This is a genomic window from Saccharomonospora amisosensis (assembly GCF_011761185.1).
GTDB classification, from domain to species: domain Bacteria; phylum Actinomycetota; class Actinomycetes; order Mycobacteriales; family Pseudonocardiaceae; genus Saccharomonospora_A; species Saccharomonospora_A amisosensis.
Genome location: NZ_JAAOYM010000002.1, coordinates 192,995 through 215,838, shown reverse-complemented (window position 1 = coordinate 215,838; position 22,844 = coordinate 192,995). Strand labels below are relative to the sequence as shown.

Genomic DNA, 22,844 nt, shown 5'->3' with positions numbered 1-22,844 from the left:
CGCAGCAGCCGCGACCACAGTTCATCAGGAAGACGCAGCCGGCTCGATTGCGTGCGAGCTACGCTCGCCCGATGTTCGTCGCTGACGACCCCACGTTCATCGCCGACCCGTACCGCGAATTTCACAGACTGCGTGCTCGTGGCGAGGTGCACTGGCACGAGGGACTCGGTCTTTTCATCGCCGTGTCGCACCCCGCGGCGTCGTCGGTGCTGCGGCACCGCGACCTCGGCCGGATCTGGACCGACGCGACACCCGCCGAACGGTTCGTGTCGTTCAACATGCTGCACCGCAATTCCCTGCTGGAGAACGAGCCGCCCGCGCACACGCGGTTGCGCAGGCTGGTGGCGGCCGCGTTCGCCAGGGGCCACGTCGAACGGCTACGTCCGGCTGTGGAGGCACTGGCCGCGAGGCTGGTCGCGACCCTCGCCGAGCACATCACCGCGGATGGCGAGGCCGACCTGCTGGAACACCTCGCGCAACCGCTCCCGGTTGTGGTGATCACCGAACTGCTGGGCATACCCGAGCGGGACGGCCCGCGGCTGGTGACCTGGAGCAACGCGATCGTCAAGATGTACGAATACGGCATCGACGAGGGTCAGCAGCTCGCGGCGGAGCAGGCGGCGGCGCGGTTCGCGGGCTACCTGCGGGTACTCGCCGCGCAGCGGTCGGCCAGCCCTGGTGACGACCTGCTCAGCCACCTCATCGCCAGCGAGTTGACCGAGGACGAGGTGGTGGCGACAGCGGTGCTGCTGCTCATGGCAGGGCACGAGGCGACGGTGAACGTGCTCGGCAACGGAACGTACGCGCTGCTGACCCACCGCGGGCAATGGGACCGGCTGGTGGCCGATCCAGCGCTGGCGGCTTCGACTGTGGAGGAACTGATCAGGTTCGACTCACCGCTGCAACTGTTCGAGCGCACCGCCACGACCGAGGTGGAGATCGCGGGGCGGCGCATCGCTCGGGGCGAGAAGATCGCCGCGCTGCTTGGCGCGGCCGCTCGTGATCCCGACGTGTTCACCGAACCGGACACACTCGACATCGGCAGGGACCCGAACCCGCATCTGGGCTTCGGTGGCGGCGTGCACTACTGCCTCGGCGCGCCGTTGGCCCGGATCGAGATCGCCGCCGCGCTGTCCGCGCTGGCGAAGCGGTTGCCGGGGCTTCGCCTGGCAAGGCAGCCGCGACGGCGTCCGGAGTTCGTTATCCGGGGCCTGCGCACCCTGCCTGTGACCGTCTGAAACCTATGCGGCTGTGGGTCGCGGAGCGCGGGACTCGCGGGCGTGAGCGGGGGACTCGCGGGCGTGAGCGGGGGACTCGCGGGCGTGAGCGGGGGACTCGCGGGCGTGAGCGGGGGACTCGCGGGCGTGAGCGGGGGACTCGCGGGCGTGAGCGGGGGACTCGCGGGTCAGCGGGTTGCGGTTGTCGGGCGGTCCCGCCGTGACAGGCGCGGCGCACCCCTCACAGCCACCACCCGCACCGGGCGCACCAGTTCGGCTTCGATCGGCGCGATCAACCGGGTAATGCGGCGGACGACCAGCGCAGTGACCACGGCCAGCACCGTCGCGGACAGATCGGTCAGCGCGCTCAGCACCACCCCATCGGCGTCTGCCTGCACGCCGTCGCGCGTTCGCCAGGCGACGGTCAGCACGAGCAGCACCCCATTGGCCACCCACGCCGCCCACCAACCCAGCACCAGCCGCGAGGGCCGGGGGCGGGCGTACACCGGTCTACGCAGCGCGGCGTGCTCCAATTCGGTGAGGATCGAGCCCGCCAGCACCAGGTTGAGGCCCGGCACGAGGATGCCTGCCACCACCTGCCACGTCGGCCGGGCGGGCTGCTGCCCGGCTTCTTCCGCCGCCGCCGATCGGGCCACGAACAGCCACCACATCACGCCCGCGAACGCGAACAGCGCGAGCACGAACGCCAGCAGTGAGAAGGCCAGCACCAGCGCGTCCGAGGCACCGACGACGGACGCGCTGAGCGCCGAATCACGACTGCTCACCAGCAGCGCATAGCGCCAGCTCTCCGCCCCAGCAGCGATCATGGCCAGCAGTGCCAGCGTCCACAGCACGGTCACCGCGTTGCGCGCGATCATGCGAAGCCGCTGCGGTGGCACGGGCAGATCCGACACCGTGCCGGGCACCGCGGTCGGCCACCGCCATGCCACGTGCGGGAATCCCCAACGGGGCGGGACCTGGTACGACGGCGGGCCGGTGTAGCGCTGGGGTGCCGAGACGTGGCGGGGCGGCCGCGCACCGGGAGGCACGGTGGCGACCCAACGTACCCGACGTCTTGGCTGCTGCATCGCGGTCAGAGCACCTCGGGCGGGGCGCCGTAACGCTCGCCGACGAGGGGCCGGCCCTCGGTCTCCCAGGACTTCATTCCGCCTGCAACGTTCACCGCTTCCACGATTCCCGCCGCGTTGAGCCACGCCGCCGCGTGAGCGGATCGGCCGCCGCCACGGCAGACCACGTAGACTGGCTGGTCGTCGGGCAGCTCGGCCAACTCGGCCGCACGTGCGGGAAGCTCGCCGAGCGGGATGTGCACGGCCTCGGGTGCGTGCCCTGCCGCCCACTCCTCGGGCTCGCGCACGTCCAGCAGGGCCAGTCCGGTCGAGGGCAGGTCGGCAACGGAGGCCGTCGGTGCGGATTCGACACGGTCAAGCACGTGCCCAATCGTCGCATGTCGGATCGTTGCGTGCCGGTGAGCCCGCCCACGGTTCCAGGTGCGAAACGGCTACCTGCGGTGCTTCGCCCTGCCTCGCTCCCTGTCGTCCACGTTGCCGAAGCGAGCCACCGCGCGGTCGCGCATGAAACCCAGCGGGTCGGGGGCATGCAACCGCAGCATCACGGCATTGACGTCGTCCGGGACACGTCGGGCGGTGCCCCTGCTCACCACGATCGTGGTGACGAACGCGGCTGTGACCGTGAACAGGGCAGGTTGCGTGACGAACCACGGTGCCCAGCCACCGGTGTACCTGCTCAGCATGTTCAGCCCGACAGCGACGAGTACCAGGCCGCCCCCGACGCACATGCCCGCCATCGCGCCGACCCACGTCAACCCCCGCCACCAGATACCGAGCAGCAGCAGCGGGCTGAACGTGGAGGCGGCGAGCGCGAAGGAAAGCCCGACGCTCAACGACAGGTCGTCGATGGGCAGGGTTACCGCGATGCCCGCCGGCACGGCAGCTACCGCCACCGCCGCGAACCTGAAGTGGCGCACCCTGCCGCCGAGCAGATCCGTCGCGATCACGCCCGCCACGCTGACCAGCAGTCCGGAGCAGGTCGAGAAGAACGCGGCGAACGCGCCTGCCGCCGTCACCGCGACGACGAGCTGGCCGAGCAGTCCTGGCAGCATCGCGGTGGGCAGTTCGAGCACGGCGGCATCGGTTCGGCCGGTCACAAGCAGTTTCGGTACATAGAGCCTCGACAACGCACCGATGAGGACGGGGAACAGGTAGAACAGCCCCAACAGCAGCAGCACCTGCACTGTTGACCTGCGCGCCGCCTTGCCGTCGGGGTTGGTGTAGAAGCGCACGAGCACATGCGGCAGCCCCATCGTGCCGAGGAAGGTCGCCAGCATCAGCGAGTACGTCCACAGCAGGTCCTGCGACGTCTCCGTCGGCCGCAGCCAACTGGCGTTTTCGAGCGCGCCGTCGCTGACCACGGGCACCTTGCTGCCGGAGGGGAACACCAGCTCGGTTCCGCTGCTGACGGGGTACTCCCTGCCAGGGACCCACAGCGCTTCCTGCTCCCCCACCACCGTCACCAGCGTGGTCTCGGCCACGCGCAGCGTCACCGGCGTCCGGATGTCGACCGTGGTCTCCTCGGTGAACTCCGGTGGCGCCTGCTCGCCAAGCGAACCCGCCGCGCCGGAGCCTGCCCCGCCGAGGAACACAAGGCACAGCAGGAAGGTGGGCACTCCGATGGCGAACAGCTTCAGCCAGTACTGAAACGCCTGCACCAGCGTGATAGCGCGCATACCGCCGGAAACCACGTTGAGCGCGATGACGACCATCACGCCCACCGAGCCGATCCAGGCGGGCGCTGGTGTGATGGCGGTGAGCGCCAACCCCGCGCCCTGCAACTGCGGAAGCATGTAAAGCACGCCGATGAAGACGACGAACCAGGTCGAGACCGTGCGCAACGCTGGAGAGCCGAGCCTGGCCTCGAGGAAGTCCGGCAGCGTGTAGGCGCCGGAGCGGCGTAGCGGGGCCGCCACGAAGATCATCAGTGCCAGGAAGCCCGCCGTGAAACCGATGGGATACCACAGCGCGTCGGCGCCGTCCTTGAGCACCAGTCCGGCGACGCCGAGGAAGGAGGCGGCAGAGATGTACTCGCCGGAGATTGCGGCGGCGTTGCGGCGGGAACGCACGGTGCGGCGCGCGACGAGGAAATCGTGGGTGGTGCTGGCGAACCGGGACATCCTGCGACCGAGGTAAACGGTCACCACCCCGACCACCAGCACGCTGGCGACGGCCCACGGGTTCAGCTGCACGGACAGTTCCTCACAAACGTCTGGTGCCGCGCCCCCGGCTCAGTTCTCGATCATGTTGACGAAATCTCGTTCGTGGCGCTCCGCCAAGCGGTTGTACCACAGGCCCACCCCGAGCAGGAACGGGAACGGCGCGATGCCGAGCAGTAGCCATGGCACAGGCAGGCCGATGAAGCGAAGGGTGGCCAGCGTCGGTGAGAAGTAGAAGGCCAGCGGCAGCGCGCCGAGTACGAAGGCGGCAAGCACGGCGAGCAGCACGCCGCTGCGCAACTGCGCCTTGATCAGGTCACTGATCAGCAACTCGCCCCAACTGGTCTGCTGCGCCAGCTCCACCCTGGCACGCAAGCCACCGGGCGAGCGGCTCGGTTCGGCGAGGACTACCCGCTGCCTGCGCGCGCGCAGCGTCGCGGGGTCGCCGTCGGACGGTATCGGGATCGCGGGACGAGATGTCTGCTGCCGCGACGGGACGCTCCTGCCAAGCGTCGGATCCGGTTCCCGGATTCCGTCGATCTTGCGGTACACCTCGTCGGTCATGACGCGCTACCCGGCGCGGGACGTGCCGACCAACCTGTCCTTCAGCTCGCGGGTGTGCCGCCTGCTGACCGGCAGGACCTTTTCCTCGTTGCCGATGACGACCTGATAACCGCCCTGTCCCATGCGCAACTCCGTGATCAACGGCAGCGCGACGAGGAAGGAGCGGTGAATCCGGACGAAACCCGCCTTCTCCCAGCGCTCCTCGAGTTGCGCGAGCGGGATGCGCACGAGGTGGCTGCCCTCGTTGGTGAACAGCCGCGCGTAGTCGCCCTGCGCCTCCACCCAACGCACCGACGAACGCGGGATGAGCTTGGTGGTCCCGCCGAGTTCGACGGGGATCACCTCGTCGTCGGTCCTGGTCTGGTCCACGGCCGCGGAGGGGTCCGGCGCCGGGGTGGATTTGAGCTTCTCCAGCACCCGGGACAGCGCCTTGTCGATGCGCTCCTGCCTGGCGGGCTTGAGCACGTAGTCGACCGCGCCTAGGTCGAAGGCCTCCACGGCCTCCGACGCGTAGCCGGTCACGAAGACCAGCACAGGGGCCGGGTTGAGTGAGGCGAACACCCTCGACATCTCCATGCCCGACAACCCCGGCATGGAGATGTCGGCGAACACCGCGTCGACGGGTGCCATCCCGCTGCTCTTGCGTGCGCTGATCTCCGCGTCCTCCGACCCGAGGAAGCGCAGCGCCTCGGAAGCGTCCACCGCCGGGATCACACGACCCACGTGCGGGTTCGACTCAAGACAATGCCTCAGCTGGTCGAGACCCGGCAGCTCGTCGTCAACGGCAAGAACGAGCAGCTTTCGTGTTTCATCGTGAGCACTCACAGTGAAACGCATCCTGCCCTGTGAAGGAGGTGCTGTCTACTACGCGGCCGGGCGAACGGGCGGTTACAGCCCGAAACGGGACCAGGCCGCGCGATTGGCGAGCGCATCCAGCGCCGCGGCGGCGGGAGCGCCGATACCGAGCCTTGCCAGCAGCGGCTTCTTCGGCTCGGCCACCACGAGTTCCGCGTCCGGGTAGCGCTCCCGCATCACCTCGCGGAGGTTACCGAGGCCGTCGATGAGGCCGAGTTCCTGCGCCTTCGCGCCCAACCAGACGTCGCCGTTGAAGAGTTCCTCCGACTCCACCAGTCGCTCACCCCTGCGCTGCCTGACCCAATCGACGAACATGTCGTGCAACTGGCCGTGCAGTTTGCGCAGCCACTCGACGTCCTCGGGTTTCTCCGGGCTGAACGGGTCGAGCCGCGACTTGTTCTCGCCCGCGGTGTAGAGCCTGCGCTCCACTCCGAAGCGTTCGAGCAGGCCGGTGAACCCGAAGGAACCGGTGATCACGCCGATGGAGCCGACCAGCGACGTGCGATGGGCGTAGATCTCGTCGGCGGCGCAGGCCAGCCAGTACCCACCCGAGGCGGCGACGTCCTCTGCGAACGCCAGCACGGGCACCTCTTTGCTGTCGGCGAGCTGGCGGATGCGCTCGGCCACGAGCCCCGACTGTGTCGGCGCACCGCCTGGCGAGTTGATCTGCAGCGCGACGGCCTTGAGCCGGTCGTGTCCGAACGCCCTGGTGAGCGCGGACTCGACGGAAGCGAGGTTGATGACACCCCTGGCGAGCGGCGAAGGCTGCGGGTTGATGACACCGTGCAGCTTCACCACCGCGACGACATCCTTGCGTTCGACTCGACCACCGAGCTTGGGGATGCGAGAGACCAGCTTGTCGGTACGGCTCATGCCTCCAGCCTAGTGATGGCGAGCGGCCGGTTGCCCCTACCGGGCTGATCACTCGCTGGCGACCAGGCCGGATCGCGTACCGCCGATCGCGCGGCGGGCACCGGAGGGCAACGATTGGCCGGACTGGCCGGACTGGCCGGACTGGCCCTTCTGTACGGGCATGTCGGTGGCGAAGCTGAGCATGTCGGGCCGCACGCCCCTGACGAACTTCGGCACGCGCATCGTCACCTTCATGCCAGCGCCCGGCGCGGTCTCCACCATCAGCGAGTACTTGTTGGCATACACCTGGCTCATCCGGCGGTTGATGCCTGTCAGCCCGATGTGCGCGCTGCTGCGGGAGTCCCGCATCCCGTCCAACAGCGCGGGGTCCATGCCGACTCCGTCGTCCTCGACGCTGATCTCGGCGTCGGTGCCGTGGTCCTGCGCGGTGACCGTCACCGTGCCGCCGCCGGGCTTCTTGGAGATGCCGTGCTTGACCGCGTTCTCCACCAGCGGCTGGATGAGCAGGAACGGCACCACCACCGACTGCACCTCCGGCGCCACCTTGAGTCGCACGTTGAGCCTGCCGCCGTAGCGGGCGCTCTCGATGGTCAGGTACCTGTCGATGTTGCGCAGCTCGTCGGAGAGCGTGGTGAAGGTGCCTTCGGTGCGGAAGCAGTAGCGGGTGAAGTCGGCGAAGTCCTGCAGCAGTTCGCGGGCTTCTTCGGGATCGGTGCGGATCAGCGACGAGATGGTGTTGAGCGCGTTGTAGACGAAGTGCGGTGAGATCTGCGCCCGCAGCGCCTTGATCTCGGCCTGGTGCAGTTGGTTCTTGGTTTCCTCGAGCCGGGCGGCCTCGAGTTGGGTTCCGACGAACTTGGCCACGGCGTCGGCCATGTGCACCACCTTCTTGCTGGTGCGGCCGACCACGATCAGTACCGCTTCGACGTCGTCCTCGACGATCAGCGGCACCATCACCGCGGTCCGCATCCGGCAGGTACCCCGGTGGTTGCACGGCAATTTGTCGTGGGAGACCACCTCGCGGCGATGCTTCCTGATGGCCATGCCGATGGATTCGACCAGGTCGACGTAGTGGTCGTTGGCCTCACCGTCCCACGACAACAACGTCCCCTGCCCGTCGGTGATGCCGACGGCGAGGCACTTCAGCAGTTGCAGCAGGCGCGTGGTGACCTTGTCGGCAGCCGCCTGGTCGAGCCCTTCCCGCAGCTCCAGCGGCGCCTGCGACATCACGTAAACCGCTTCGAGCACGGCGTTGTCCACCGCGTTGGTCGGTTTGCGGCCGCGGAGCAGGACGGCCACGAGCACGACGAAGCACGCCCCCGCTACTCCCCAGGGGATGATCGGCGTGGTCAGCAGCCTGGACACGGCGTCAATGCTCTGCGTTCGCCCGCCAGGGTGCAAGGTTTGGCCACACACTTTCTGTGCGTGATTCGCGACGTGCTGTCGCGGTCGAGATCGGGAGAGGTCATTTCAGCAGTCGCGACAGCCTGCGGTCGGCGAGCGGCTTGCCGCCGGTCTGGCAGGTGGGGCAGTACTGCAGCGCCTTGTCCGCGAAGGAGACCTCGCGCACGGTGTCACCGCATACCGGGCACGGCAGGCCCGCCCGGCCGTGCACTCGAAGACCGGAGCGTTTCTCGCCCTTCAGCCGGGCCACGGCCTGCCCTACCGAACGCTCCACAGCGCCGGAGAGCACCTCGTGAATGGCCTCGGCGAGTCGCTCGACCGACTCCTCCGGCAGTTTCGCCGCCGTCGCGTACGGGGAAAGCCGGGCGGCGTGCAGGATCTCGTCGGAGTAGGCGTTGCCGATTCCGGCGATCACCGACTGGTCGGTGAGCACGGTTTTCAGCCGGGCCGTTCGGCCCGCGAGCAGTTCGCGCAGGGCGGCGGCGTCGAGTTCCAGGGCGTCCGTGCCGAGCCTCGCGATGCTGGGGACTTCGGCGGGGTCGTGCACGATCCACACCGCGAGCCCCTTCTTGGTACCGGCCTCGGTGAGGTCGAACCCACCTCCACCGAGGTGCACCCGTAGCGCGAGCGGTCCCTTTCCCTGCCTCGGCGGCGCGGCGGGCAGCGAGTCGGACCATCGCAGCCAGCCCGCGCGGGCCAGGTGCACGATGAGGTGGGACTCCCCGCATTCGAGGTCGAGGTGCTTTCCGTGCCGACTCGCGCCGGTCACCTCGCGACCGTGCAGGTCGGTCCAGGACGGGCTCACGGTCTTGAGCACCGTCAGCGAAGCGACGTCAACCCTGGTAATGATGCGGCCCACCGCGTGCTCGCGGAGGTGGTGTGCGATGGCCTCGACCTCGGGCAACTCGGGCATGGCTACTCGACCGGGTGCAGTGGCCCGTCGAAATCGGGCAGGTCGTGTCGCTGGATGGACTTGGCGATGCGGTGTACCTCGCCGCGGACGGCGAAGATGCCGCGTACCGTTCCGACCCAACGCTCCGAAGGCCGTTCCCCGGTCGCGTCGCCGTCGGTCTCGGCCACGATCGTCCACGGCCTGCGTAGCACCCATCGCAGCGGGAAGAACAGCGCGACGAGCAGCAACGCCAGCGGCACCCAACTGGGTACGACGACGTCGTCCGGCATCCACGCGATCAGCACGATCGCCAGCGTCAACGCCACGACGCCCATGGCGATGCCGGGGGCGTAGCTGGCCGCGACATCATGCTCGAAGTCGTCGGCCGTGGCGGGTCGCCGCCACTCCATCTGGGCCCGAATCACCCAGTCCCGGCCGTCGGAGCCCTGGACCAGCCGGTTCATCGTATTCCTCCGCAAGCCCGACCGAGCACGTACTTTCGCAACGGTACCGTGATCTTGGATCCGATGGGAGGCCCGCGCACCTCAGCCGCCACACCCGTCGGCGTGGTCCTGGTTATGGTCTTGGTCGTAGTGCTGGTCGCCTCGCTGCCACGTCGGCCACCGGCACCAGTCGTCTCGGGTGTCGGGCGGAGCGCTGTCAGCCTCATGCTCACCGTCGCGCGAGCGGGCGTAGCTGGATTCGCCGTACCCGAATTCGCCGTACCCGGATTCGGCCGACGGCTCGGTGGAGCGGCCCGACGGTGACCGGCCCGCCGAGGAGGCGGGCGGCGGCGATTGGCTCATGCCGGGCTCGCCGCCCGACCCGCCCTGCGGGCCGGTGGACGGCGGCGGAGTGGTCGACCTGGCCACCGTGAAAGAAGAGGAACCTGGTGAGCGAGCCGGGGTGACTGCCTGCGTACCCGGGTCGCCACGCGGTTGTCCCGTTTCCGCGTCGTCGGCGGCTGCCTCGTCGCCCGTGTCCTTGCCTGGCTCGGCAGGCAACTCGGTTCCACCACCGCCCGGACCCCCCGCTTGCCTGGCTTCACCGGCGATCTCGAGGCCAGGCGGGATTCGGTACTCGCTGGGGCCTTGCCCGGCCACGGCCGGGTTCGCCTTCCTGGAACTGTGCGGCCCGCGCGAGGACTCGTAGGCAGCGGGTTCCACGATCGAGACGCTGGCCGGGTTCGAGCGGTCCGCACCGGGCGAAGGTTCGGCGATGCGCAACTCGACCGCGCCGTCACCGGGCAGACCGATCGCCTCCCCGTGGTCATTCCCGAGCGGGCCCGCCGCCATGCCGACCGCACCAGCCGCGGCCGTGGATGCCAGCGCGAGCCCGATCTTGAGGTTGGCGCCCATCGCGGCCATCGTGCCGCCGATGCCACCGCCCACGGCGGCGCCACCACCGACGCTCGCCGCGCCGGCGGTGCTGCCCGCCGTGCCAGTGGTTCCCAGGCCCGCGCCCGCGGCCAGTGCCAGCCCCGACACCGGGACCAGCAGCACGACCGCGCTCGCGTGCGAGCGCAGCGAAGAGCACACCTCGCGCAGTTCGTCGTGGGTCTGCCTGCAACTGGAGCACGTGCCGAGATGGGCCTCGACCTTTCTGGCCTCCGATCCGGTGACGCTGCCCGCGGTGAAGCCGCCGAGCTTTTCGAGCACCGGCCTGCAACCTTCCGCGCTGCGGCCACCGTCGGAAGCCAGATGTGCCTGTAGATAAGCCGCGCGCAGCCCGATCCTGGCCCTGCGCGCGAGCGCGGCCGTGGCGTTGGGGCTGAGTCCGAAGTGCGGCGCCACCACAGCTGGCTGCTCGCCTTCGACCTCGGTCTGCCACAGCACGCTGCGCCAGCGTTCCGGCAGGCTGGAGAACGCGCGGGTGATGAGCGTGGCCTCAGCCGTCCGGTTCTGCGGGTCGGCCCCGGAACCGGCACGGCTGGTGAGTTCCTCGTCCGTCACGGGAACATCGCGTCGGGCACCGTGCCACTCCCACGCCACGCGGCGCGCGACCGTGAGCAGGTAGGCGCGCACGTTGTCCCGCGGGCCGTTGCCCCTGCGCAGTGCCTGCAGGACGCGGAAGAACGTCTCGGCGGTGATGTCCTCGGCTTCGGAACTGTCGGACGCGATTCCACGAGCCAGCCGCCGCACCGCCGACACGTGTGTCTCGAACAGCGTGCCGAATGCCTCGTCCTCGCCGAGGCGAATGCGTTGCAGCAGGGCCGTTTCGTCGGATCCGGAGATCGCTTGACCCATCCCGCCAGGCACTCCCTCCGGGGTATAGCCCTTGTGGTCGAACGTCGAACACCATACGGAGCCCGGCGAGCGGCGTCACGTCCCGTACCGCCGACGTGACCAAATGCCAACCGATCTGGTCCCACTCGTGAGCTCCGGCGGGTGTGGGTATAGACTGTGCCACGCACGGGTCAGTTCGGCAGTGCAATGCGGACGTAGCGCAGCTGGTAGCGCATCACCTTGCCAAGGTGAGGGTCGCGGGTTCGAATCCCGTCGTCCGCTCCACGGTCAGCCTTCGACCTTGAACGGGTCGTGTTCGGCGAGCAACTTCTCCAGGCGTGCCTGATCTATCCGGCTCGACAGTTCCGTTACTTCCTGCCTGTCACGCACACACTTCGCCACCCCGAACGCCGAGGTGACGGTGTAGAGCATGCCGATGGCCAAGAACGCCCGCACCCAGCCGTCCACGGGGAGGTAGGCGATCCCGAACGACACGGCGACGAGCGCGACGCCGAACGAGATCGTCGACTGCACGAAGAACGCGTTGGTGGTGCCGGAAAGCTTGGGTTGAGTGCTCATGCCACAGACGATCCGCCGCGCGGCTACGAGTTGTCTTGAGTACCGCTACTCAAGCGCGAGTCACGATCACGTCACCGAGGTGGCTCGCTCAGCCGTCGGCGGGAAAGCTGACACCGGTCAGCGAGTGGCAGCGGTAGCCGTTGGGCACCTTGTGCAGGTACTGCTGGTGGTAGTCCTCGGCGTAGTAGAACTCGGAAAGCGGTGCGATCTCCGTGGTGATCTCGCCGTGTCCCGCCGCGCGCAGCGCGCCCTGGAACGCCGCCATGGCTTTCACGGCAGCCTCTTGCTGCGTGTCGTCGGTGTAGTAGATCGCCGAGCGGTACTGGCTGCCGAGGTCGTTGCCCTGCCGCATTCCCTGCGTGGGGTCGTGGTTTTCCCAGAAGACCTTGAGCAGCGTCTCGTAGGCCACCTGCTCCGGGTCGAACACCACGAGCACCGCCTCGGTGTGGCCGGTGCGGCCGGTGCACACCTCTTCGTAGGTGGGGTTCGGGGTGTGCCCGCCCGCGTACCCGACGGCGGTGGTGTAGACCCCCGGCAGTTGCCAGTAGATCTCCTCCGCACCCCAGAAGCAGCCGAGCCCGAACACGGCGGTCCGCGTGTTCTCGGGGAACGGTGGCTTGAGAGGCCGCTGCGGCAGCACCGCGTGCCACTGCGGCACGGGGAGCGGTTCGGCGCGACCGGGCAGAGCTTCCTCGGCGGAGACCGGACCCGACCTGTCTCCGCTGAATTGAGAGCCGAACCACGACATACTGCGATTCTAGCGAACTGATGTCACTGGGACGGGTCGCGCAATACGCTGTACGCGCTGCACTGGCCGAGGGGGTTTCCGCGATGGGTTGGCAGGAAGAGTTGCGCCGCCTCGACGCCGAGCTGGCACAGGGTGGCATCACCGTCGAGCAGCATCGAAAACAGCGGGAGGAAGTGTTGGCGGAGGCCTCCGGCATCCCAGAGCCATCCAAGGCGGGTACGGCCGCCGCGACGGAACACACCCAGGCCGAGCGGAAACCGGGCTCGTCAGCCCTGCTCGAAACCGACGTTCCGACGACGGCGCCCAGCCCGGCCGACCAGCGGGCCACCGATTCCATGCCCTACCCCAAGGCGGCCCCGCCCACGCCCGCCGAGTTGACGATGCCGATCACCAAGGTACCGACCGCCCCGGCCGCGAGTGTGAAACAGCAGGCACAACGGGCACTGCCGAGTCCGCCACCGCAGCGGGCTGGAGGTCGGCGAACCTGGCTACTCATCGGCTTCGCCGCGTTCATCTCGCTCGCCGTGGTGATCGGCGGCGCCTGGTGGTTCGGAGTCGTCGGGCAGGAACCCACGCGGGGCCACGCCGTGGCGGGCAGCGGGCCGGATCAGCCGCGGCCCTCGCTTGAGGACCGGCTGCCGACCCTGCCGGGGCGGCCGAGCCCGCAGAACTCCACGATGTCCGTCGGCAGGGGCGTTGAGCTGGGCCTCTACCCGGCCGCGCAAGCCGACGCGATGCGGCGCAGCGGGGCCGAGGAGGTGGTCTACCGCAGTTCCGCGGAGGGGCCCGACCTCACCGACGGATACACCGTGCTGGTCGTACCAACACCGTCGGCGCGGCAGGCGGGCGAACTCGCGGACGCGCTTACCCTGTCGGTGACGGCGGAGGGGTTCGAAGCCTCGCCGCTGTCCGAGGAGCCCGAGGTAACGGTGCTCAGCAGGGCGGACTCGGCGAGCAGGGTGAACGTCGTGTGGTACGTCAGCGGCGACAGCGCGGTCGGTGTCGGGGTTTCCCAGTCAGCCGACAGCCCCGACAGCGAGTTGCGGCAGCGGCTTCGTGACACGTTGACCGTGGTGGAGCGGGCTCTGCCTCGGTCCTGACAACCGCTCGCGTGGCGGGAACGGCAATCGAGATACGCGAACAATTCGACCCGAGCCGCCACAGGGTAGCGCCAGCGTGCAAAATGTGGCACGTCCACAAGCCCACACCGGACGCGGGCGCCGCGCGAGGCACCGCCAAGTGATCAGGGGGTTCCAGGGTGTCCTGGCAGGAAGAGTTGCGCAAGCTGGACGAGGAACTCGCTTCCGGCAGACTCTCTGCGGACGACTACCGCGTTCGCCGTGATCAGGTGCTGTCCTCGGCCGTCTCGCAGGGCGAGGACCCGGCCGCGAGCCCCGAGGAGCAGGCGCAGCCCACGCAACAGCCCCCGCAGGGTGGGCAGCAAGAACAGGGGCAACAGTCACAGCAGCAGGGCGAGCAGCAGCAGGACGCGGGGCCGACCGCGGACTCCACCCAGGTGATCTCTCCGGTGAATGCTCCCGCCGATTCCTCCTCGGAGCGCACCCAGGCGGTGCCGCAGTGGCAGACCCAGCAGCCGCAGTATCAGCAGCCGCAGTACCAGCAGCCCCCACAGCAGCACGGGATGTACTCGCCTGCCGCGGGCTTCCAACAGCCGGGCCCCGCCTCCCCCGCGGGCGGCTTCCAGCAGCAGCCGGTCTCGCCCGCTGCCGGCTTCCAGCAGCCACAACCACCGCAGCCGCAAGGGCCGCAAGGGCCGCAAGGGCCACAACAGCCACAACAGCCGTGGAACGCTCCTGAGCAGGACCAGAGCCCGCCGTGGGGCGGCGAGTTCCCGCCGTTGGCGCCCTCCGGTTCGGCCCAGTGGACCGCGCAGGGCCCGGAGGGCTTCGACGAGGGCTCCGGCGGAGGCGGCAAGGGCAAGATCTTCGCGATCGTCGGTGCTGTGGTAGTGCTCGCCGGGATCGCGGTCGGCGCCTTTCTGCTGTGGGGCCAGCCCGACAACGAGGCGGCACCGCAAGAACAGTCCACGAGTCAGCAGCAGCCGACTTCGTCACAGGCCGAGCCCGATCCGCTGCCGGTGGGCGACGTACCTGGAAAGGCGGAGGACCACAGCGACGTCAGGGACTTCTCCGACGTTCCGGACCTGAGCTACCTCAACTCCGACGAGCTGGAGGCCTACGAGCGCACCTCGCCGGGTGAGACCAGGTTCGCCGTGCACCATCTCGACAACGGCAACATCGCGCTCGTGCTACTGACGCAGGTCGGCGACACCGCGGCCGCGGAGGAAGAGGTGCGAAGCCTCGCCGACATCCAGGTGGACAACGGCGCCGAAGAGGTCACCGAGAACGTACCGAGCGGCGTGGCGGTCACCGGTTACGAGCCGAACGGCGATGGGCGCTCGCAGTGGCGCGCGCACTACCTCTCCGGCGACGTGCTGGTGCGGGTGGAGGTCAGCAGCGAGCAGGGTCTCGACTCGGCACGGGCCGACTTCGACGAGGTACTCGACGCGCAGACGCGGGCGCTGTCGGCCGATGGCTGAGCAGCGACCGCGGCCCCCAGTCGTCGCCTGCACGATCGTCGCGCGCAACTACCTGCCCGCGGCTCGGGTACTCGCCCGCTCCTACCTGACACACCACCCCGACCACGAGTTCGTGGTCGCCGTCATCGACGGAACCGGTGACCAGTCCGGCGACGGCTACCGCATCGTGAAGCCTTCCTCTTTCGGCATCGACACCGACACCTACCTGCGTATGGCGACCGCCTACTCGGTGACCGAGCTGGCGACGGCGGTCAAGCCGTATCTGCTTCGCGAACTGCGCCGCAGCTACCCGATCGCCGTCTACCTCGACCCCGACATCCAGGTGTTCGCACCGATGCCGGAGGTGGCCGAGCTGGCGGACAAGCACGCCATCGTGCTGACGCCACACTTCACCTCGCCGCTGCCAAGGGACGGCAAGGAACCCGACGACGCCGTCATCATGGGGACCGGCATCTTCAACCTCGGCTTCGTCGGTGTGGGGCCGGGTTCGGAAGGCTTTCTGGACTTCTGGGCCGACCGGCTGCGCCACGACGCCATCGTGGCGCCGGAGCGGCAACTGTTCACCGACCAGCGGTGGGTGGACCAGGTTCCCGCGCTGTTCCGGCACACCGTGCTCACCGACCCCGGCTTCAACGTCGCGTACTGGAACCTGCACGAACGCGAGGTCGTCCGCGACAGCGACGGGAACGTCACCGCCGGCGGCCGCCCGCTTCGGTTCTTCCACTTCAGCGGGTACCGCCCGGAGCGCCCGTGGCTGCTGACCTACCACTGCGCCCGCAAGCCGAGGGTGTTGCTGTCGCAGCGGCCCGCGCTGCGCAGGCTGTGTGACGTCTACGGGGCCGCACTGAAAGCCGCGGGCTACGCCGAGACGCTGGACGCGGTGCCCTACGGCTACGCCACCTTCGGCGACGGGACGCCGCTGCCACCGGGGTGCAGGCGGGTGTTCCGGGACGGCTGGATCGCAGCCGAGCTCAACGGCGAACCGCTGCCGCCACACGCGTTCGGCGAGGACGGGGGTGCCGCACTACGGGAATGGCTGGCCTCCCCCGCCGACCACGGCCAGGCGGCGGCCGGGCTGAACCGGCTGGCGCTCGCGGTGTGGGAGTCCCGCATCGACCTCCAACTCGCGTTCCCGCACCCGACCGGTGCCGACTCGGCAGGGTTTCGCTCCTGGTGCGAGTCGTCCGGTCCCGTCGAAGGTGCGCTTCCCCGGTGGGCGATGCCGGTGGCCGCGCCGACGCCGGAGGAACCCGACGAGGACTTCGGCGTCAACCTGCTTGGCTACCTCACTGCCGAACTCGGCCTCGGCGAGATGGGCAGGATCGTGCACGACGCGATCCGGCACGCGGGTGTCGAAGTGGCGTCCGTGCTGGAGGAGCGCGCGGTCTCCAACCGCACGGCGCTCGAGAAGCCCGCCACCACCGGTGAGCCGCGGTACGGGGTGAGTGTGCTCGCGGTGAACGCCGACCAGACGCGGGTCGCGATGGCCAACCATCCGCAGGTGATGCACAACCGGTACCGGATCGGCCTGTGGGCGTGGGAGCTGGAGGACTTCCCGAGCTGGCAGCACGAGGCGTTCCAGATGGTCGACGAGGTCTGGACCGTCAGCGATTTCTGCCGCGCGGCGTTCGAGGCACACACCGACATCCCGGTCAAGACCATTCCGGTTCCGGTCCGCGATCCCGGTGAACCACACGGGAAGCCGAGGCGCGAGGGTGAGCCGGTCACCTTCCTGTTCGCGTTCGACTTCAACAGCGTCGCGCAACGCAAGAACCCGTGGGGCACGGTCGAGGCGTTCCGCCGCGCCTTCGGCGACCGCGACGACGTCCGCCTGGTCATCAAGACGATCAATGCGGAGCTGCACCCGCACGACGCCGAGCGGTTGCGTCTTGCCGTCGCCGGTGACGGCAGGATCAGGCTCATCGAGCGCTACCTCAGCGTCGAGGAGTTGTCGAAGCTTTACGACAGCAGCGACTGCTACGTCTCGTTGCATCGCAGTGAGGGCTTCGGGCTCACGGTGGCCGAAGCGATGGCTCGTGGCCTTCCGGTGATCAGCACGGCGTACTCCAGCACCACCGAGTTTCTCGACGGGCACACCGGCTGGCCGATCCCGTACCGCATGGTGCGGGTCGGTGAGGGTTGCTACCCCTACCACGCCGACGCGCTGTGGGCCGACCCCGACCTGGACGCGGCGGCCGCCGCCATGCGTGAGGTGGCCGACGATCCAGGAGCCGCCTCCGCTCGGGGCGCTGCCGCAAGGCGGCACATCCTCAAGACACGTTCCGTCGATGCGGCCGCGGAGTGGCTGCGTACCGAGCTGAGCCGCGCCCACGAAACCTGGCTTGCCCGTCGCGAGGCGCAGCGGCGGCAACAACCGCCGGAACACCCGCTGACGCCGATGCAACTCGCCAAGGAAGCACTGCGGTGGCAGCCCGACCCGGGCAGCGCCTCCCGCACCCCGCTGGCGCCCGCGGTGCGCAAGGCCGTGCTGCGCGCGATCGACCACTACGACGTGCACCAGCGAAGGGTGATCGGCACCCTGTTCGAGGGAGCCGAGGACACGATGTCGCGGCTACTGCAACGGATCGAGGCGCTGGAGGGCGCGCTCGACCGCGGCCGTGAAGACGCGGCCGCAACCGCCAAGCGCTACACGGTCACGCAAGAGCAACTCGACCAACTCGCCGAGCAGGCGCCACGCCAGCAGCGGGAACTGCGGGAGCTGCGGCAGCGCCTCGACGACCTCACCGACGACGTGGCCGCGCGCCAGCACACCATCCACGAGATGTTCCGCGCCCGCGACCGCAGGTTGGACAACGACGAGCACGCCATCCAGCGCCTCACCAGGGACGTCGGCGCGCTGCACGAGGCGGCGAGGTTGCGGCACGCGCCCGTTCCCGCCGGTGCGGACGTCGTGGTGTGTGACGCGGGCATGCTGCTGCTGCCAGTCGACGAGGTGATGCTGCCCTGGATTCGGCATCACCGCTCGTGGGAGGAGAGCGAGGCAGCGCTGCTGGCACGGCTCGCGGCGAAGCGGCCGGGCGCGTTCTTGGACATCGGCGCCCATGTCGGCTACCACACGCTTCGGCTGCTGCGCTCCTGCCCGGACGTCACGCAGGTAGTCGCGGTGGAGGCCGACCCGGTGAACGCGGGATACCTGCGCCGCAACATCGCGGCCAACCTGCCCTCCCACCAGGCCGCACTCGTGACGGTGCTCGAGGCGGCCGCATGGGACACCGACGGCAGCCTGGTACTGGTGCACGCGGGCGCGGCCAACAGCGGTGACCACCGGGTGCGGGCACAGGACGGCAGTGGTGGTCCGCTGGTGCCGGCCGTGCGACTCGACGGCAACGGCGAGGTGATGCGCCAGCCGGTCAGCCTTGTGAAGGTGGACCTGCAGGGTCGCGACCATCGGGCACTCGCGGGGTTGCAGGAGACGCTGGAACGCGACCGTCCCGACGTGCTGTGCGAGTTCTGCCCCGAGGCGATCGCCGAACTCGGTGACGACCCCGCCCAGGTGCTGCTGTCGTACCGCAAGTTCGGTTACCGGCCGAGCGTGGTGCTCGCCGAGGGCGGCGTCGTGGAGGACGAGCCGGACGAGGCGCTGATCCGCAGGGCGGTGGCCGACGAGCGATCGTTCGTCACGTTGTGGTTGCGGCCGTCCTGACCCTGCCCTGGGCGGTCACGGGTTGATCGGCACGACGGTGAGCAGGAACGCCCCGAACCAGCCCGCTACGAGCGCTCCCGACGGCAGCAACACCAGCAGCGCGCGCTTCGGCAGTCGGGCCAGCAACACGGCAACCGGAAACACCAGTGTCACGGCGGGCAGCAGGAACCTCGGTCTGCTCTGCCAGAACTCACTTGAGCCCAGGGCCATGAGCACCACGAGCGTGGTGTAGACGTGCGCGGTCAGCGGCAATCGCGTCGTGTACGACCACAGCAGCAACACCAGCGAGGCGAGCACGACAAGCGCGACCAGCAGCACCCAGCCCGCCGAGCCGCCCTGGAACAACGCCTCTCGCAGCCGCCGCACGGTGAACGCTCCCGCATCGAACCGCACGTGCCATGCCTGGCCCTGCAACCAGAACCACGCGTCCGCCCTGCCCGCGCGCAGCGCGACGTACCCGAGATGGGCAAGCAACCCCAGCGGCGCGAGCAGTAGTGCCGCCGCCGCTCGCCACCCACCGTTACGTCGCAGCAGCGCCACCACGGCGGCGATGCAGACGGCCGCGATGAGCGCCACGGCGGTGATCCGGGTCAGTCCTGCCGCCACGGTCAGCACGGCGGCGGTCAGCCACCACCGACGCCGCAGCGCCACCAGAGTCCACACGGCAAGCGCGACGAAAAGCGCCTCGGAGTAGACCAGGTGCAGCACCACGGCGCCGGGCGCCATCGCCCACAACCCGGCGAACAGGATGCCCGCCCTGCGCTCGACCAGGTCCCTGCCGAGCACGAAGAGTCCCCATGCGGCCGCTCCCCCTGCCAGCAAGGTGACCAGCAACCCTGCCGGTACCGGGCCGAAACCGAGTGCGGAAACCGCGGCGACGAACGCCGGATACAGCGGGAAGAACGCCAGGCTCACCTCTGCCGGGTTGCCTTCGGCGTCAAGCACCACGTCCTGGTCGTACCCGTTGCCAGCGATGTGCAGGTACCACGAGGCGTCGTGCTGGGTGAGCAGTCCGGCCAACCCGATGCCGGAGCGGTTCGCCATGACGGCGAGCACGGCGAACCCCACCGCCTGGATCGAGTAGTACAGCATCAGCGCGGGCAGCGCGTCACGCAGCGGCGGCCGCAGCCGTTGAACCAGCCACGCGCGCACGCGAGCGGCGCGGGCCACGACGGGGTGCGGTGCGACCGGAGAAGCTACGGGCAACCGGCTCCCGTCGAGGACAGGGCTTTCACTGGTCGACACGTCCGCACAGACTACGGGTGCAGCCCGAGCCGCGGTGGGGCTCGGGTATGTGACGTTTGGGGGTGATCTGTCGGGTTGTGATTCGCCGACCTGCCGTCGAGCGCTACTCTGCCAACGACTTACGGTGTGTCGCGAGGGTGGCACGGCAGGCATCAGGGGGTGGTCAGGCTGGGGGTACAGACCACGCCGGATTCCCCGGGCTCCCCGGAGAAGACGCGGATCGCATTCATCGACATCGGCAGGTCCATCGCGGCGCTGCTGGTGTTCTACACCCATATCCCCGGCCCGTGGGTGCGTGCCAAGGGTGAGCATGCGCCGGTCATCGACTTCATCGAGACGTTCACCAGCGAACCGATGCACATGGCCAAGCAGGGCATCGGGCAGCTCTCGGTTCCGTTCTTCTTCCTCGTCAGCGGGTTCGTGGTGACGCCGATCGCGCTGCGGCAGGGGCATCGCCGGTTCGCGATCAACCGGTTCATCCGGGTCTACCTTCCGCTCGGCTTCGTGCTGCTGCTCACCTCCCTGGCGTTGTGGGCGCAGCTGGAACCGCAGTCGACGGGCCAGTCACAGGAGCTGACCCCGTGGACGATGTTCACGAACTGGATGCTGGTCAACTACCTGCTCTACCCGCAGGTGGTGCTCATGCCCGTGGCCTGGACCATGATCATCGAGGTCCTGTTCTACGCCATTCTGTTCGTGCTGTTGCCTGTGCTGCGGCGCTCGGTGTGGCTGACGATCGCGATCGAGTTGACGTTCGTGTTCGTGGTGCTGATGAGCAGGAGCGCGCTGAACGAGTCGTACTCGCTGTTCGCCGTGAACGTCTCCTACCTGCCCATCATGATCATCGGGCAGACGATCTGGGCGGTGACGACGAAACGGATCCCGCTGTGGGTGGGCGGCGTCTTCGGGGCGCTGGCGTGGATGCTTTACGTGCTGGCCGACATCATCGACGTCGGCCGCATCGACGACTCCTACAACCTGGCGCTGGCCTTCGCGGTGGCATGCTTCTTGCTCGGCATGTTCGCAGAGCCGAAGCTGAAGCAGCGGCGCATCTGGACCGAACTGTCCGAGCGCAGCTACTCGCTGTACCTGCTGCACGCCCTCGTGCTGTTCGTTGTGCTCGGGCTGTTGCGTCCCGCCGTGCCGTTCGCCATCGCACTGCCCATCACCATCGTGTGCACCTTCGCCGTTGTGGAGGTGAGTTACCGCTTCGTCGAGCGGCCCAGCCACTCGTTGGCGAGGAAACTTTCGCGTCTCGGCGCGCGGTCAAAGGACCGCTCTGGGCAGGGGCAGGACGCGAAGTCGTCCTCGGAATCCGTGGATGTAGGTTCGGCACAGGCGCTGGCCAACGAGATCACCCTCGAACTGCCAAGGATCGAGCCCGCGCCTCGCCGCCCGCCCCGGCAGCAGGCCCAGCAACCCGGTCAGCGGCCACGCCGACCTGTACGCAGGCAGCCCGGTCAGCAACAGGGTGAGCCGCAGCGTGAGCAACGTCGCCCGCCCGCGCCACCACAACGCTCCGTGCCGCGAGCGCAAACCCCCTCGGCACAGCCAGGCCAGCCGTCCTCGGTGCAGCCGAGTGGGCGGCGACCGGTCCAGCCGCCGCCCAGAAGTGGCGGTGCCACTCCTCGCCGCGTCGCACGGGAGGGCGAGATCGGCCGCGTCGGCCAGTCGCCTCCCCCACCTCGCAGGCGCTAGGCCGCACCATCGGCCGCGTAGGAAGGAGGCGGCATGTGGCTTCAGCTGGCGCTCGTGGTGATCGTCGCGGTGATCTTCGTGGTACGAGCGACGCGCACCGTCCAGCGTGCGCGGCGCCGCTCGGCCACCGGGGTCGACCAACCCTGACGCGAGGGTGGGAGGACCGCGCTACCCCTGCGGCATGGTGTGGCCCACCCGCTCGAAGGCGGTACCGCCGCTCACCGCCCGTGCAGAGCTCAGCAGGGAGGCCGCGAGCAGCACACCGCCGAGGGTCTGGCCACACCTGACCAGCACCTCGCCCACACCGGGTGACGCTGTGAATCCGGCCAGCGTGAACACCATCCAGAAGCCACCGGAGAACATCGCGGCCGAGCCCGTCCACACGGCCACCAGCGGCCACCAGGTGGGGCGTGGCGCCCTTGCCCGTGCCAGGACCGCCACCGCGGCAAGCAGCGCCAGCACACCGACCAGCCCCTCCACGAACCGCGTCGCAGGCGATCCGGTTCCAGTGATCGCCCAACCGAGGAGCACGACTCCGGTGAGAACCGCCAGTGCCGCGCCGCTGCCACCGAGCAACCCGGACCTGGCTGCGCGGCCACCCGCGGTGAACGCCTGCGGCCAGCGGTTCCTCGCGTAGAGCACGAACGCGGTCAGCAGGGTGCACCCCTGCCATATGAAACTGCTGTAGACCACCGGAAGCACCCAGGGTGCCAGCACGTCGTCGGACCGCTCGACGAGGGCGAAGTCGAGGCCGATCACCGGTGCGCTCAGCACGATCGGGGCAAGGAAGCCGGTGCCCACCCAGGCGGGGAACAGCACGAGCCAGCCTGGCAGCCGGTTACCCCAGTCGTGGGTGAAGGCGAGCGCGACGACGATGGCCACAACGTCCATGCCCGCCGTGAACGCGTTGGCGAAGTACGTCCCTGGCGTGGTCATGACCTCGGGGTCGACCACCCCGAGGTCGCCACCGGAAAGCCAGGTGAATTTCAGTGCGAGGTAGGGCACGGTGCCCGCGATTGCCGCGTATCCGACGGCGAGGCGTAGCTTTCTCATGCCGTCGAGCATCACCGCGG

At 69.1% G+C, this 22,844-nt stretch carries 19 protein-coding genes and 1 tRNA gene; 6 read left to right on the top strand and 14 right to left on the bottom strand.

Translation table 11 applies throughout. The annotated features are described in order from the left end of the window. Positions 1–71: 71 nt before the first annotated feature. Entirely contained in the window at positions 72–1,238 is a 1,167-nt protein-coding gene (locus FHU38_RS24155; protein WP_167176721.1) for a cytochrome P450, read from the top strand. Positions 1,239–1,405: 167 nt separating this feature from the next. Here the strand turns inward: FHU38_RS24155 and FHU38_RS24150 are convergent, their stop codons facing one another. From FHU38_RS24150 to FHU38_RS24105, 10 genes are all read right to left on the bottom strand, one after another. Next, positions 1,406–2,305: a DUF4328 domain-containing protein gene (locus tag FHU38_RS24150; RefSeq protein ID WP_208416922.1), complete on the bottom strand. Its 900-nt coding sequence runs from the start codon at positions 2,303–2,305 to the stop codon at positions 1,406–1,408. Positions 2,306–2,310: 5 nt separating this feature from the next. Then, positions 2,311–2,667, bottom strand: a complete 357-nt coding sequence (locus FHU38_RS24145; protein ID WP_167176719.1) for a rhodanese-like domain-containing protein — start codon at positions 2,665–2,667, stop codon at positions 2,311–2,313. A gap of 69 nt (positions 2,668–2,736) precedes the next feature. Further along, on the bottom strand, positions 2,737–4,497 hold the full coding sequence (locus tag FHU38_RS24140; protein WP_167176717.1) for a sodium/solute symporter: 1,761 nt from the start codon (positions 4,495–4,497) through the stop codon (positions 2,737–2,739). A gap of 39 nt (positions 4,498–4,536) precedes the next feature. Beyond that, positions 4,537–5,028 carry a hypothetical protein gene (locus FHU38_RS24135; RefSeq protein WP_167176715.1) on the bottom strand — a complete coding sequence of 164 codons (492 nt, stop codon included), beginning with the start codon at positions 5,026–5,028 and terminating at the stop codon, positions 4,537–4,539. A 6-nt stretch (positions 5,029–5,034) separates the two neighbouring features. After that, a complete protein-coding gene (locus FHU38_RS24130) occupies positions 5,035–5,781 on the bottom strand; it encodes a LytR/AlgR family response regulator transcription factor (RefSeq protein ID WP_243852780.1) in 747 nt (248 codons plus the stop codon). A gap of 135 nt (positions 5,782–5,916) precedes the next feature. Continuing rightward, on the bottom strand, positions 5,917–6,756 hold the full coding sequence (locus FHU38_RS24125) for a S49 family peptidase (protein ID WP_167176711.1): 840 nt from the start codon (positions 6,754–6,756) through the stop codon (positions 5,917–5,919). A gap of 48 nt (positions 6,757–6,804) precedes the next feature. Beyond that, positions 6,805–8,130, bottom strand: coding sequence for a sensor histidine kinase (locus FHU38_RS24120; RefSeq protein WP_313886905.1), 1,326 nt, complete (start codon positions 8,128–8,130; stop codon positions 6,805–6,807). Positions 8,131–8,221: 91 nt separating this feature from the next. Beyond that, the gene (locus FHU38_RS24115; RefSeq protein WP_167176707.1) at positions 8,222–9,073 is read right to left on the bottom strand and encodes an Fpg/Nei family DNA glycosylase; all 852 of its coding nucleotides are present in this window, start codon (positions 9,071–9,073) and stop codon (positions 8,222–8,224) included. 2 nt (positions 9,074–9,075) lie between these two features. Then, positions 9,076–9,516 carry a DUF983 domain-containing protein gene (locus tag FHU38_RS24110; RefSeq protein WP_167176705.1) on the bottom strand — a complete coding sequence of 147 codons (441 nt, stop codon included), beginning with the start codon at positions 9,514–9,516 and terminating at the stop codon, positions 9,076–9,078. Positions 9,517–9,597: 81 nt separating this feature from the next. Next, complete coding sequence (locus FHU38_RS24105) at positions 9,598–11,298, bottom strand: sigma-70 family RNA polymerase sigma factor (RefSeq protein WP_167176703.1); 1,701 nt, start codon at positions 11,296–11,298, stop codon at positions 9,598–9,600. Positions 11,299–11,486: 188 nt separating this feature from the next. Here FHU38_RS24105 and FHU38_RS24100 point away from each other — a divergent pair. After that, positions 11,487–11,562: transfer RNA gene (locus FHU38_RS24100), tRNA-Gly, on the top strand. A 3-nt stretch (positions 11,563–11,565) separates the two neighbouring features. On the opposite strand, the gene FHU38_RS24095 is transcribed toward FHU38_RS24100, so the two are convergent. Further along, positions 11,566–11,856 carry a YiaA/YiaB family inner membrane protein gene (locus FHU38_RS24095; protein WP_167176701.1) on the bottom strand — a complete coding sequence of 97 codons (291 nt, stop codon included), beginning with the start codon at positions 11,854–11,856 and terminating at the stop codon, positions 11,566–11,568. A gap of 88 nt (positions 11,857–11,944) precedes the next feature. Continuing rightward, positions 11,945–12,604 (bottom strand): peptide-methionine (S)-S-oxide reductase MsrA, encoded by a 660-nt coding sequence (gene msrA, locus FHU38_RS24090; protein WP_167176699.1) that lies wholly within the window; start codon positions 12,602–12,604, stop codon positions 11,945–11,947. Between the two features lie 83 nt (positions 12,605–12,687). Here msrA and FHU38_RS24085 point away from each other — a divergent pair, with 83 nt between their 5' ends. The 3 genes from FHU38_RS24085 to FHU38_RS24075 all read left to right on the top strand — a co-directional run bounded on the left by FHU38_RS24085 (position 12,688) and on the right by FHU38_RS24075 (position 18,828). Further along, a complete protein-coding gene (locus FHU38_RS24085) occupies positions 12,688–13,704 on the top strand; it encodes a hypothetical protein (protein ID WP_167176697.1) in 1,017 nt (338 codons plus the stop codon). 158 nt (positions 13,705–13,862) lie between these two features. Further along, the gene (locus tag FHU38_RS24080) at positions 13,863–15,164 is read left to right on the top strand and encodes a flagellar basal body protein FliL (protein WP_167176695.1); all 1,302 of its coding nucleotides are present in this window, start codon (positions 13,863–13,865) and stop codon (positions 15,162–15,164) included. Further along, the gene (locus tag FHU38_RS24075) at positions 15,157–18,828 is read left to right on the top strand and encodes an FkbM family methyltransferase (protein ID WP_167176693.1); all 3,672 of its coding nucleotides are present in this window, start codon (positions 15,157–15,159) and stop codon (positions 18,826–18,828) included. The genes FHU38_RS24080 and FHU38_RS24075 overlap by 8 nt, the downstream gene beginning before the upstream one ends. Before the next feature lie 15 nt (positions 18,829–18,843). Here FHU38_RS24075 and FHU38_RS24070 read toward each other — a convergent pair whose 3' ends face one another. Next, on the bottom strand, positions 18,844–20,073 hold the full coding sequence (locus tag FHU38_RS24070; RefSeq protein WP_167176691.1) for a hypothetical protein: 1,230 nt from the start codon (positions 20,071–20,073) through the stop codon (positions 18,844–18,846). A 126-nt stretch (positions 20,074–20,199) separates the two neighbouring features. Here FHU38_RS24070 and FHU38_RS24065 point away from each other — a divergent pair, with 126 nt between their 5' ends. After that, positions 20,200–21,771, top strand: a complete 1,572-nt coding sequence (locus FHU38_RS24065; RefSeq protein WP_313886896.1) for an acyltransferase family protein — start codon at positions 20,200–20,202, stop codon at positions 21,769–21,771. Between the two features lie 168 nt (positions 21,772–21,939). On the opposite strand, the gene FHU38_RS24060 is transcribed toward FHU38_RS24065, so the two are convergent. Then, positions 21,940–22,824, bottom strand: coding sequence for a hypothetical protein (locus FHU38_RS24060; protein WP_167176689.1), 885 nt, complete (start codon positions 22,822–22,824; stop codon positions 21,940–21,942). Positions 22,825–22,844 lie beyond the last annotated feature (20 nt).

What these genes read in the sequence shown, in the direction of transcription:
- FHU38_RS24135 (WP_167176715.1), bottom strand. Translation starts at nt 5,028, where the DNA reads ATGACCGACGAGGTGTACCGCAAGATCGACGGAATCCGGGAACCGGAT.
- FHU38_RS24150 (WP_208416922.1), bottom strand. Translation starts at nt 2,305, where the DNA reads ATGCAGCAGCCAAGACGTCGGGTACGTTGGGTCGCCACCGTGCCTCCC.
- FHU38_RS24110 (WP_167176705.1), bottom strand. Translation starts at nt 9,516, where the DNA reads ATGAACCGGCTGGTCCAGGGCTCCGACGGCCGGGACTGGGTGATTCGG.
- FHU38_RS24095 (WP_167176701.1), bottom strand. Translation starts at nt 11,856, where the DNA reads ATGAGCACTCAACCCAAGCTTTCCGGCACCACCAACGCGTTCTTCGTG.
- FHU38_RS24115 (WP_167176707.1), bottom strand. Translation starts at nt 9,073, where the DNA reads ATGCCCGAGTTGCCCGAGGTCGAGGCCATCGCACACCACCTCCGCGAG.
- FHU38_RS24155 (WP_167176721.1), top strand. Translation starts at nt 72, where the DNA reads ATGTTCGTCGCTGACGACCCCACGTTCATCGCCGACCCGTACCGCGAA.
- FHU38_RS24060 (WP_167176689.1), bottom strand. Translation starts at nt 22,824, where the DNA reads ATGAGAAAGCTACGCCTCGCCGTCGGATACGCGGCAATCGCGGGCACC.
- FHU38_RS24125 (WP_167176711.1), bottom strand. Translation starts at nt 6,756, where the DNA reads ATGAGCCGTACCGACAAGCTGGTCTCTCGCATCCCCAAGCTCGGTGGT.
- msrA (WP_167176699.1), bottom strand. Translation starts at nt 12,604, where the DNA reads ATGTCGTGGTTCGGCTCTCAATTCAGCGGAGACAGGTCGGGTCCGGTC.
- FHU38_RS24075 (WP_167176693.1), top strand. Translation starts at nt 15,157, where the DNA reads ATGGCTGAGCAGCGACCGCGGCCCCCAGTCGTCGCCTGCACGATCGTC.
- FHU38_RS24085 (WP_167176697.1), top strand. Translation starts at nt 12,688, where the DNA reads ATGGGTTGGCAGGAAGAGTTGCGCCGCCTCGACGCCGAGCTGGCACAG.
- FHU38_RS24105 (WP_167176703.1), bottom strand. Translation starts at nt 11,298, where the DNA reads ATGGGTCAAGCGATCTCCGGATCCGACGAAACGGCCCTGCTGCAACGC.